Consider the following 11,173-nt stretch of genomic DNA (forward strand, 5'->3'; position numbering starts at 1 on the left):
GTTTTTAGTCAGGCAACATTTTAAAGCATAGAAATTCAGAACGTATACGAGGTTAAGTCATGTCGAAAACCGAAGAAGAGCTAAAGCAGGAACGACACAAAAAGAAGGCTCAGAAACAAAAAGAGAAAGTCGATGCCAGTATTGCTAAGGCGACGGAAGAGCGAGGCATTGTCATTGTGATCACCGGCAACGGTAAAGGGAAGTCGACCTCAGGCTTTGGAACAGTCGCGCGAGCGGTGGGGCACGGGTACAAAGCCGCCGTTGTTCAGTTTATCAAAGGTCAGTGGGATTGCGGTGAGCGCAATCTGCTTGAGCAGAATGGCGTACCTTTCGCCGTAATGGGCACAGGCTTTACCTGGGAAACCCAGGACCGCACAGCGGATATTGCTGCGGCAGAAGAGGTCTGGGCACACGCAAAGGAGTATCTGGCTGACCCTCAGTATCATGTTGTTCTGCTTGATGAGCTGACATATATGCTCGGCTACGATTATCTAGATAAAGACGAAGTATTGAATGCCATTCGTAACCGCCCTGAAAACCAGAGCGTTGTTGTTACTGGGCGTGGCGCCATTAAAGAATTGCGTGATCTGGCAGATACTGTCAGTGAAATAAAAGATGAGAAGCATGCCTACCGGGCGGGCATAAAAGCACGTAAAGGTGTGGACTGGTGATCCGCAGCCTTTGTGTTTTTGCTCTGATATTAAGTTCGCTCTGTGCTGCAGCATCACAGCCGGTTGAGCGTATTGTTGCTTTATCCCCGTCGTCGACTGAGATGTTGTTTGAAATGGGTGTGGGTACACGTGTCGTGGGGACGGTTGAATGGGCTGATTTTCCTGAGGCTGCAAAAGCTATCCCGCGTATCGGCAGCTACGCCGGTATTAACATTGAGGCGCTGGTCGCTTTGCGCCCTGACTTAGTCGTGGCATGGAAAAGTGGAAATAAAGAAGCCGATCTGCAAAAGCTCGAAGCGCTCGGTTTGAACCTGATATACGTTGACCCTAAAACCATGGACTCGGTCGCTGGCAGCATGGAGGAACTGGGGGCCGCGGCAGGCGTTCCGGAGGCGGGGAAAGCCGCGGCTCAACGTTTCAGAGAGCGCTATCAGGCCTTAAAGGGCAAGTATGCAGACGCAAACCCGGTGCGCGTCTTCTACCAGTTGTCTTATGATCCCCTGCGTACTGTTGGCAAGGGTAGCTGGGTTGATGCTCTCATTAAAGATTGCGGCGGTGATAACGTGTTTGGAAAAGCACCGGCACACTACCCTGTTGTGGCTTTTGAGAGTGTGATTGCTCGCGACCCTGAGGTCATCATTATGTCGAGCCATACGAATGTGGTGAACTCAAAAGAAGCCCTGTGGAGCGAGTGGCCATCGGTTGCGGCCGTTAAAAGCGGTCATCTCATTCCAGTGAACAGCTCGGCTCTGCTGCGTTCAGGCCCCAGAGCAACGGACGGCCTGGCATTACTTTGTGACGCTATCGACCAGGCGCGTTAACCTGTCTGACTGTTACCGGCGTATCTTCCGCTTGAAATGCCGGTAACTGCCCCCATCTGTATCGAAAGCGACACATCATTTACATCTGAGACACAAGGTACAGAGTCATGACAACGATTGTATCCGTGCGCCGAGGCGACGAAGTCGTCATTGGAGGCGACGGTCAGGTTTCACTGGGCAACACCGTAATGAAAGGCAATGCCCGCAAAGTCCGCCGCTTATACGACGGTAAAGTTCTCGCGGGTTTTGCTGGTGGCACGGCCGATGCCTTCACTCTTTTCGAGAAGTTTGAAGCTCAGTTGCAGCAGCATGGTGGTCAGTTGACCCGTGCGGCCGTTGAGCTGGCAAAAGAATGGCGCTCAGACCGTGCACTGCGCAAGCTGGAAGCGATTCTGGCCGTGGCGGATCACACTGCGTCGCTGATCATCACCGGTAACGGTGATGTCCTGCAGCCGGAAGAAGACCTGATTGGTGTGGGCTCCGGTGGCAATTATGCACTGGCTTCGGCTCGTGCCTTGTTGGAAAACACAGAGCTGGGCGCTCGCGATATCGTCGAAAAAAGCTTGAATATCGCAGGTGAAATCTGTGTCTTCACCAATACCAACCTGACCATAGAGTCGCTGAAAGAGAGTGACGTTACCGGCGACAATTCAGGAGCAAATGCATGAGCCAGATGACACCACGCGAAATCGTCCACGCACTGGATCAACACATTATTGGTCAGAATGATGCTAAGCGCTCTGTGGCTATCGCGCTTCGCAATCGCTGGCGCCGTATGCAGCTTGAGCCAGAGCTGCGTGATGAGGTCACGCCAAAGAATATTCTGATGATTGGCCCGACCGGTGTGGGTAAAACTGAGATTGCCCGCCGTCTGGCTAAGCTTGCGAACGCGCCTTTTATTAAAGTAGAAGCCACTAAGTTCACCGAAGTAGGTTATGTCGGTAAGGACGTTGAATCCATTATTCGAGATCTGGTTGAAACGGGTATAAAGCTGCTGCGTGAGCAGGAGATGAAGAAGGTTCGTACGCGCGCCGAGGAACTCGCTGAAGAGCGCATTCTTGACGTATTGCTGCCTCCAGCCCGATCAACGACCAGCTGGGATACCACCGAAGAGCCGAAACAGGAAGACAGCTCCGCGCGCCAGGTGTTCCGTCGCAAGCTGCGCAACGGTGACCTTGATGATAAAGAAATTGAAATTGATGTCGCACAGGTAAATACCGCTGGCGTAGAAATTATGACGCCACCGGGCATGGAAGAAATGACCAGCCAGCTGCAGAACATGTTTGCCAATCTGGGCGGTGATAAAAAAGCCAAGCGTAAGATGAAAATTGCCGATGCGTTCAAGCAGATCTGTGATGAAGAAGCCGGCAATCTGCTGAACATGGAAGAACTGAAAGTGCGCGCGCTGGAGTTAGTCGAACAGAATGGCATCGTATTTATCGATGAAATTGATAAAGTCGCTAAGCGTCAGGACAGTGGTTCTGGTGGTGATGTCTCCCGCGAGGGTGTACAGCGCGACTTACTGCCATTAATCGAAGGCTGCACTGTCAGCACTAAGCACGGTATGGTTAAAACAGACCATATTCTGTTTGTTGCTTCAGGTGCGTTCCATCTTGCGCGTCCGTCAGATCTTATTCCGGAGCTTCAGGGTCGTCTGCCGATTCGTGTTGAGCTTGCGGCTCTCACTCCGCATGATTTTGAACGTATTCTGACTGAGCCAAATGCGTCTCTGACAGTGCAGTACAAAGCGCTGATGAAGACGGAAGGGTTGGATATCGACTTTACAGCAGACGGTATCAAGCGCCTGGCGGAGATCGCCTATCAGGTGAATGAAAGCACCGAAAACATCGGCGCCCGTCGTTTGCATACTCTGATGGAACGCTTGCTTGAGAGTGTGTCGTTTGATGCGACCGACCTGACCGAACAAGTGATCATTGATGGCGCCTACGTCGACCAGAAGCTGGGTGCTCTGGCTCAGGATCAGGATTTAAGTAAGTTTATTCTCTGATTGTGCAGCACTAATCGATCAGCCATAAAAAAGCCCCCGTTCATCGGGGGCTTTTCGTTGCTATAAATACGAGGTCGATCAGATACGAAAGCGGGAAACCTGCTGAGATAGACGCTCACTACACTTTGCGAGTTTTTGGCCACTGGCATCAGAGCGCGACATGTTATTACTGATGTCGTTGGAAGACTCTGCTATCCGGTTTATGCTTTGACTGATTTCGTTGGCCGCAACGCTTTGTTGCTCTACCGCACTGGCCACACTCAAATTCATCTCTGTAAGTGTCACCACTGCGTCACTGATGCGTGCAATAGCCTCACAGGCTGATTGAGACATCTCGCTGGTTTCTTCGGAGTGGTTGGCGCTATTCTCCATCGACTGGACGGTTGCTTCTGCCTGTTCCTGTAAGCGAGAAATTGTTCGGTGAATTTCTTCGGTAGATTCTTGGGTGCGTGATGCCAGAGTGCGGACTTCATCTGCAACCACGGCGAACCCCCGCCCCTGTTCCCCCGCCCGGGCGGCCTCAATAGCGGCATTCAGGGCCAACAAATTGGTTTGTTCCGCAATACCCCGAATCACTTCAAGTACAGTCCCGATACTCTCCGTTTCAGACCGAAGACTCTGAATAGACGCGCGTGATGACTGAATCTGGTCGGCAAGGTCTGCAATGTGAGCCTGGGTATTCTGCATGGTTGTTAAGCCAGCTTTAGAATTACCTTCGACCACTTTCACCGCATCAGCAGCCTTGTCAGCGTTATCGGCAATCTCCTGAATGGTCTGACTCATTTCGGTTGCCCCTGTGGCAACGTGGTCGCTTTCCTGCATCTGTTCGTCAGTCAGCTTGCGTGTGGCAGCTCCCATACCTGCGAGTTCGCGGCCCAAAGAAGCGACCTCATTGGAGGCATTGACGCTTTCGCGGATAATGTCGTGAATCTGACTGATAAACTGATTAAACGAACGGCTAAGACGGGTAATTTCATCTTCGCCATTAACAGGAATGCGCTGAGTAAGGTCACCGTCTTCTTTCGCGATATTACTCATCGTGTGGCTCAGCTGTGTGAGTGGTGCTTCTATACTGGTGCTGATTAAGCGGATTATGATGGCCATAAGTCCTACAAAGATCAGAGTCATGACTGCGGTAGAAGCCGCTGATGACCAGAAGGTACTCGCAATATCGTTCGGGTAGGTTCCTGAGCCTATGTACCATCCCCAGTGATCAAATTTTCTGACATAGCTGACTTTTGTGCTGGCCTCGTTCTGTCCCGGACGTGGCCAGCTATACGTGATAGTTCCACCTTCGGCAGAGGCATCTGCGATCTGCATCACCTCTAGAAAGACTTTTTTACCTGCTTTGTCTTCGAAGTTTCCAACGTTTGTGCCTTCGAGTGAGTTAACCGCAGGGTTGAGTAGCATGACCGGTGAGCGGTCGTGAACCCAGAAATAGGAATCGCCATCTCGTAGAGAGCGCAGTCCATCAAGAGCGCTTTTTTTAGCCTCCTCTTCACTGAGTACACCCTCCTGAACCATGCGCTGATAGCGTTCAAGGAGACTGTGAGCACTGTTAACAAGCGATCTGGCTATGTTTTCTTTGGCGGTGTATTCAGCAGCAAACATAACGTCGTACTGACTACTTAGCGCCTTTGCTTCAAGCAGGACGATACATATCAGGGCCGCGGCCATTATGAGCCACAAGCGGGCGCGAATGGATAGGTTTCGCAGAAATGTCATGGCTTAGCATCTCCGGGATAGTAAACTTAGGGGTGGAAATGAGTATAGAAGCTGAAACCAGGCCTGCTGGTTTAATTTTAATCCGGAGTCTCTGTGATCCCAGAAGCCATTAAAGTAAAGAAATCCAGCCGCTGCGTTGCACTGACGTACGCGGGTGTTGAATACCAACTGAGCTTTGAACTGCTGCGTGTGTTATCCCCGTCCGCCGAAGTGCGGGGGCATGGTGTCGGGAATGAGGTGCTGCAGTATGGTAAGAAAGATGTGGGGTTGCTGAGTATGGAGCCCGCAGGCAACTATGCGCTCAAACTGACGTTCGATGATGGGCACGATTCAGGCCTGTATGACTGGAAGTATCTGCATCATTTGTCCGTCAATCAGGATGCTCTCTGGCAGGATTACCTGGACCGACTGGAAGCTGCCGGCAAGAGCCGGGAGTCATCTCAGATTAATTTTAAGGCGTTATAAGCTCGACGGAAACGCTTTGTGCCTGTGTGGGGCCTTTGAACCCTGAGCCCGTGCTGTATACTGATTCAAACTTTTCCTTCCAGGAGTGATCGCTTGAGCGATACCAAGAAGACAAAAACCTTCAAAGATCCGAACGCTGCCGCTGAGGCTGAAAAATACGACAACCCGGTGGCAAGCCGTGATGCACTGCTAATGGTGCTCGAAAGCGCGCCCAGCCCGCTAACACACCCTGAAGTGTGTGAGGTCCTGGGTGAAACCGACGAAGACCGCGTTGAAGCGGTGCGCCGCCGCTTGATTGCTATGTGTCGTGATGGTCAGCTGATCAGTAATCGCCGTAATCAGTTCATGCCGATGAAGAAGGTCGATCTGGTGCAGGGTACTGTGATGGGTCACCGTGACGGGTTTGGTTTCGTGCTACGTGATGATGGTGATGATGTGTATCTGTCGAACCGACAGATGCGTAAGGTCTTTCATGGTGACAAGGTCGCTGTACAGATTCTTGGCCTGGATCGTCGAGGACGCCCGGAAGGTAAGATCGTTGAAGTTCTGCAGCGCAATACACAGCTGATCGTTGGTCGCTACTTTGAAGAATCCGGTGTCGGTATTCTGCAACCAGACAACAAGCGTATTCCAATGGAAGTGCTGATTCCTGCGGAAGGGCGAAATGGTGCAGAGCACGGTCAGTTTGTGGTCGCTCAGATTACCCGTCAGCCGTCGCCGAAAGGCCTGCCTGTGGGTGAAGTGACCGAAGTCCTGGGTGAGCATCTTGCGCCGGGTATGGAGATCGACGTCGCTATTCGCAGCCATAATATTCCGCACGAATGGCCTGAAGATGTCGAGGCTGAAACCAAAAAAATTCCGGATCAGGTCAAAGCAGCAGACAAGAAAAACCGCATCGATCTGCGTCATCTGCCATTCGTCACTATTGACGGTGAAGACGCCCGCGACTTCGACGATGCCGTCTACTGTGAACGCAACAAAAATACCGGTGGCTGGCGCTTATGGGTCGCGATTGCCGATGTCTCGCATTATGTGAAAGTGAAATCTCCTCTCGATAATGAAGCGTATCAACGTGCGACGTCGGTGTATTTCCCGGGGTTCGTTGTGCCTATGCTGCCAGAGAAACTGTCTAACGGGCTGTGCTCACTGAATCCACACGTGGATCGCCTGACCATGGTTTGTGAGATGACGATCTCGAAGGCCGGACGTATTTCTGGCTATAAGTTCATGGAAGGGATTATTCACTCCCATGCGCGCCTGACGTACAACAAAGTCTGGGACATGATTAATCCGGATGGTGACAAAGAAACGCAGGCCCAGTGGCGCGAGCACTATGCTGACGTCGTACCGCATGTCGATGAGCTGTATCGTCTGTTCCATATTTTACGTGAGCAACGCGAAGTTCGTGGCGCCATGGACTTTGATTCAGTCGAAACGCGCATTGTGTTTGATGCCGAGCGTAAAATTCAGGAAATCGTGCCGACTGAGCGTCACCATGCGCATATGTTAATTGAAGAGTGCATGCTGGCGGCGAATGTTTGTGCGGCAGATTTCTTTACGCGTTACGAGATTCCGGCGCTGTACCGTGTGCACAAAGGGCCGAGTGCAGAAAAGCTCGAAAACCTGGGGGCGTTCCTGGGGGAAATGGGTCTGACGATGCCGAACGGCAAAGATCCTGCGCCCAAGGATTACCAGACGCTGCTCAGCCAGATTGAGAAACGCCCGGATTCGCACTTAATTCAGACCGTGTTGCTGCGCTCACTCAGTCAGGCGAAGTACGAACCTGAGAACGAAGGTCACTTTGGACTGGCGTACAAGGCGTACACGCACTTCACGTCACCAATTCGTCGTTACCCTGACCTTCTGGTTCATCGCGGTATCCGCAGTGTTATTCGCAGTGAGCAGGAATGTAAGCACGTACTGCGCGCTGACGGCACCAAGAACATGGCTAAACGTACGATTTATCCGTACGACCTACAGGCCATGGTCAATATGGGTGAGCACTGCTCAATGGCCGAACGACGCGCAGACGATGCCACGCGTGATGTGACTGACTTCCTTAAGTGTGAGTACATCCGCGACAAAGTGGGTGAAGATTTTGAAGGTGTAATCTCTGCCGTGACCGGGTTCGGCTTATTCGTCGAGCTTAAAAACGTCTACGTCGAAGGTCTGGTGCATGTCAGCACTCTGCAGAATGATTTTTACCAGTTTGATGCGGTCAAACATCGTCTTATTGGCGAGCGTACCCGTCGCAGCTTCCGCCTCGGTGACAACATCTGGGTGAAAGTGGTTGGTGTGGATCTGGATGATCGTAAGGTCGACTTTGAATTAACCACTGCGCCTGTTAATGCCGGACAGAACTCTGGTCGCTCACAACCCTTAGATATGCCGAAACCTGCGCGTCTGCCACGCAAGCGTAGCGCCTCTGGAAAAGCGGGCGAGAAAAAGGGCATGACCAAAGAAGAGCTGATGAATCCGGGTCGTAAAAAACCGGGCTCGGCAAAAGGTGCAGGCAGTACTGCGGCGAAAGCTGACAGTAAAAAAACCTCGAAGAAAAAGCCGAGTAAACGCCAGAAACTGAATGCCAAGAAAAATAGTTCAGCACCGGCAAAGTCGACGGCCAAGAAAAACACGCGTAAGAAAAAATAAATGAAGCTTGAATCTGTTTACGGTATCCATGCCGTCACAACGTTGCTGCAACGATCACCGGATCAGGTAGTAGAAGTATGGGTACAGAAAGGTCGGGTTGATGCAAAAATGCAGAAAATTCTCGACCTGGCGAACGCCGAAGGGCTATCTGTTATGGAGGCCGACAAAGGACTCCTTAATCAGAAGGCTGACGGCAACCATCAGGGTATTGTTGCCCTGAGAAAACCTGTTCAGGGCAAATCAGAAAAGCACCTGCCCGAGATTCTCGACAATATCAGCGGTGATCCTTTCGTGCTCATTCTGGATGGCGTCACCGACCCGCACAACCTTGGCGCGGTACTGCGCACCGCGGATGCGGCGGGCGTTCATCTGGTTATCGCCCCCAAAGATAAATCCGCCCCTTTGACGGCAGTGGCAGCCAAAGTCGCTTGCGGTGCTGCGGAGGCGATTCCCTATATTCAGGTGACGAACCTGGCGCGTACCATGAAAGATCTGCAAGAGCGTGGCATCTGGATTATCGGTACGGCGGGCGAAGCAACCACCACGATTTACCAGCAGGACTGCAAAGGCCCGCTGGCACTGGTTATGGGTGCCGAAGGGCCGGGGATGCGTCGTCTGACGCGTGAGCATTGCGACCATCTTGTGAATATCCCTATGGCGGGCGAAGTCAGCTCACTGAACGTGTCGGTAGCGACCGGCGTATGTTTGTTTGAGGCCGTGCGTCAGAGACGATAATCCCGGCGGTCAGTTCAGGAAGAAAATATCATGGAAATATACATGGGCTGGTGGAATGAGCTCGTAAGTCAGGATTACGAGTGGTTCTGGAATGTCGGTATTGCCCTGACTCTGACGCTGGTCGCGGGTCTTTTCTGGCGCATGATACGTAAGCGCCTGGTGCGTCTCGTTGCCAGCACGGAAAACCATTGGGACGACGTGGTCATCAACGCCATTGCCGTACCAGTCAACTGGATGATTGTCGCGGTTGGCCTGACCTGGGCCGGTGACATTACCGCAGCCTACTACGATAGAGAAGTGCAGGGCAGCATCTCAGTCGTGCGTCAGCTGTCAATGATTATTCTTGCTGCCTGGGCCATGTGGCGCCTGATTAATCGCGTTGAAGAAAAACAGTTGGAAGGCGGCATGGACCCGACCACGGTTCAGTTGGTCGGTAAGCTCGCCAAGCTGGCGGTGACGATTCTTATTATTCTGCCCGTGTTTCAGCTGCTTGGTATATCTATCTCGGGGATACTGGCGTTTGGTGGTATGGGTGGTCTGATCGTAGGTCTGGCAGCGAAAGATCTTCTGGCGAACTTCTTTGGTTCTCTGATTATTTATCTGGATAAGCCATTCAAGGTAGGTGACTGGGTGCGTTCACCGGACCGTTCAATCGAAGGCACAGTCGAGAGCATAGGCTTTCGTGTGACGCGTATCCGCACCTTTGATAAACGCCCTTTGTACGTACCGAACTCTGTGTTCACCAGTATTTCGGTGGAAAATCCGTCCCGTATGTTGAACCGCCGGATTTATGAAACCATCGGCGTGCGCTATCAGGATGCACAAGCCGTACGGGGCATTATGGAAAAAGTACGCGACATGCTGCGCCAGCATCCTGAAATTGATCAGAGCCAGACCATGATTGTAAATTTCAATGCATTCGGTGCGTCGAGCCTTGATTTCTTTATTTACACCTTCACTAAGACTACTGACTGGGTGCACTACCATGACGTGAAGCAAGACGTGCTGCTCAAAGTGATGGATATTATCCATGACAGTGGCGCCGACTGTGCTTTCCCGACCCGGACACTGCACCTCGAAAGTATGCCAGCGGAACTCTCAGGCAGAGAGACTGCCGCACAGGGTGTCACACAAGGGTAATCCTGTGTTGGTAGCTTGATAGGCAATTGCTATCAGATGGTTTGAAAAGATCAATTTAACGTATAAGCTCCATGCTTCTAGTATGGAACCCGTTCAAACATAAACCTAATGGAGAAACACCATGATCGATACAGAAATTAAGCCGTTTAGCGCAACTGCATTCAAAGATGGCGAATTCGTTGACGTAACTGACGCTGACGTAAAAGGTAAGTGGGCTATCTTCTTCTTCTACCCAGCTGACTTCACTTTCGTTTGCCCAACTGAACTGGGTGACGTGGCTGACAAATACGAAGAACTGCAGAAGCTGGGCGTAGAAGTGTTCTCTGTTTCTACCGATACTCACTTCGTACACAAAGCATGGCACGATGCTTCTGAAACCATCGGTAAGATCAAGTACTACATGCTGGGCGACCAGAACGGCACTATCACCAATAACTTCGGTGTAATGCGTCCAGGCCAGGGTCTGGCAGACCGTGCTACTTTCCTGATCGATCCAGACGGTGTGATCCAGGCAATGGAAATCACTGCTGAAGGTATCGGCCGTGACGCTGACGACCTGATGCGCAAAGTGAAAGCCGCTCAGTACGTTCGCAACAACCCAGGCCAGGTTTGCCCGGCTAAGTGGAAAGAAGGCGACGAGACGCTGGCTCCTTCTCTGGATCTGGTTGGCAAGATCTAAATCTGACTTCGCTGAGACGCGATCTGCTGTGTTATTTTTTCGCTCGTCCCTGCGCCTACCAATCTGGTATGTCTTGGGTACTCGCTCAAAAATGCCTTGCAGCTCATCGTCTCAGCTGTGCCAGATGATCTGAGCTAGCCGCGCAGCCTGGCTCGCAAACGCTCAGATAAAAGATTGAAACCCCGGCTTCGGCTGGGGTTTTTATTTTTCTGGCGAATACATTTTGGTGCGCAGTGCGCACCCTACGTGTGATGACGATCTGAATTGTAGGGTGGGCATT

The 11,173-nt window shown here is 51.8% G+C and carries 10 protein-coding genes; 9 read left to right on the forward strand and 1 reads right to left on the reverse strand.

All coding sequences use genetic code 11. The annotated features are described in order from the left end of the window. Positions 1 to 59 precede the first annotated feature (59 nt). The 4 genes from cobO (at position 60) to hslU (ending at position 3,500) form a co-directional block, all read left to right on the forward strand. Positions 60 to 671, forward strand: coding sequence for a cob(I)yrinic acid a,c-diamide adenosyltransferase (cobO, locus tag B2R29_RS02435; protein ID WP_301179626.1), 612 nt, complete (start codon positions 60 to 62; stop codon positions 669 to 671). Next, entirely contained in the window at positions 668 to 1,492 is an 825-nt protein-coding gene (locus tag B2R29_RS02440) for a cobalamin-binding protein (RefSeq protein ID WP_301179627.1), read from the forward strand. The genes cobO and B2R29_RS02440 overlap by 4 nt, the downstream gene beginning before the upstream one ends. 107 nt (positions 1,493 to 1,599) lie before the next feature. Beyond that, complete coding sequence (gene hslV, locus B2R29_RS02445; RefSeq protein ID WP_301179628.1) at positions 1,600 to 2,160, forward strand: ATP-dependent protease subunit HslV; 561 nt, start codon at positions 1,600 to 1,602, stop codon at positions 2,158 to 2,160. Further along, positions 2,157 to 3,500 (forward strand): HslU--HslV peptidase ATPase subunit, encoded by a 1,344-nt coding sequence (gene hslU / locus B2R29_RS02450; protein WP_301179629.1) that lies wholly within the window; start codon positions 2,157 to 2,159, stop codon positions 3,498 to 3,500. Before hslV ends, hslU begins: the two co-directional genes overlap by 4 nt. A gap of 78 nt (positions 3,501 to 3,578) precedes the next feature. Here the strand turns inward: hslU and B2R29_RS02455 are convergent, their stop codons facing one another. Beyond that, the gene (locus tag B2R29_RS02455) at positions 3,579 to 5,225 is read right to left on the reverse strand and encodes a methyl-accepting chemotaxis protein (RefSeq protein WP_301179630.1); all 1,647 of its coding nucleotides are present in this window, start codon (positions 5,223 to 5,225) and stop codon (positions 3,579 to 3,581) included. A gap of 93 nt (positions 5,226 to 5,318) precedes the next feature. Here B2R29_RS02455 and B2R29_RS02460 point away from each other — a divergent pair, with 93 nt between their 5' ends. The 5 genes from B2R29_RS02460 to ahpC all read left to right on the forward strand — a co-directional run bounded on the left by B2R29_RS02460 (position 5,319) and on the right by ahpC (position 10,893). Beyond that, positions 5,319 to 5,690, forward strand: coding sequence for a DUF971 domain-containing protein (locus tag B2R29_RS02460; protein WP_301179631.1), 372 nt, complete (start codon positions 5,319 to 5,321; stop codon positions 5,688 to 5,690). 93 nt (positions 5,691 to 5,783) lie between these two features. After that, the gene (gene rnr / locus B2R29_RS02465) at positions 5,784 to 8,339 is read left to right on the forward strand and encodes a ribonuclease R (protein WP_301179632.1); all 2,556 of its coding nucleotides are present in this window, start codon (positions 5,784 to 5,786) and stop codon (positions 8,337 to 8,339) included. Continuing rightward, positions 8,340 to 9,074 carry a 23S rRNA (guanosine(2251)-2'-O)-methyltransferase RlmB gene (gene rlmB / locus B2R29_RS02470; protein WP_301179633.1) on the forward strand — a complete coding sequence of 245 codons (735 nt, stop codon included), beginning with the start codon at positions 8,340 to 8,342 and terminating at the stop codon, positions 9,072 to 9,074. Between the two features lie 30 nt (positions 9,075 to 9,104). Then, positions 9,105 to 10,214 carry a mechanosensitive ion channel family protein gene (locus B2R29_RS02475; RefSeq protein ID WP_301179634.1) on the forward strand — a complete coding sequence of 370 codons (1,110 nt, stop codon included), beginning with the start codon at positions 9,105 to 9,107 and terminating at the stop codon, positions 10,212 to 10,214. 121 nt (positions 10,215 to 10,335) lie between these two features. Continuing rightward, positions 10,336 to 10,893 carry an alkyl hydroperoxide reductase subunit C gene (gene ahpC, locus B2R29_RS02480; protein ID WP_068435382.1) on the forward strand — a complete coding sequence of 186 codons (558 nt, stop codon included), beginning with the start codon at positions 10,336 to 10,338 and terminating at the stop codon, positions 10,891 to 10,893. Positions 10,894 to 11,173: the final 280 nt, after the last annotated feature.

Source organism: Thalassolituus sp. UBA3500, from assembly GCF_002377545.1.
GTDB lineage: Bacteria > Pseudomonadota > Gammaproteobacteria > Pseudomonadales > Oceanobacteraceae > Thalassolituus.

What these genes read in the sequence shown, in the direction of transcription:
- B2R29_RS02475 (WP_301179634.1), top strand. Translation starts at nt 9,105, where the DNA reads ATGGAAATATACATGGGCTGGTGGAATGAGCTCGTAAGTCAGGATTAC.
- ahpC (WP_068435382.1), top strand. Translation starts at nt 10,336, where the DNA reads ATGATCGATACAGAAATTAAGCCGTTTAGCGCAACTGCATTCAAAGAT.
- B2R29_RS02455 (WP_301179630.1), bottom strand. Translation starts at nt 5,225, where the DNA reads ATGACATTTCTGCGAAACCTATCCATTCGCGCCCGCTTGTGGCTCATA.
- cobO (WP_301179626.1), top strand. Translation starts at nt 60, where the DNA reads ATGTCGAAAACCGAAGAAGAGCTAAAGCAGGAACGACACAAAAAGAAG.
- hslU (WP_301179629.1), top strand. Translation starts at nt 2,157, where the DNA reads ATGAGCCAGATGACACCACGCGAAATCGTCCACGCACTGGATCAACAC.
- rlmB (WP_301179633.1), top strand. Translation starts at nt 8,340, where the DNA reads ATGAAGCTTGAATCTGTTTACGGTATCCATGCCGTCACAACGTTGCTG.
- hslV (WP_301179628.1), top strand. Translation starts at nt 1,600, where the DNA reads ATGACAACGATTGTATCCGTGCGCCGAGGCGACGAAGTCGTCATTGGA.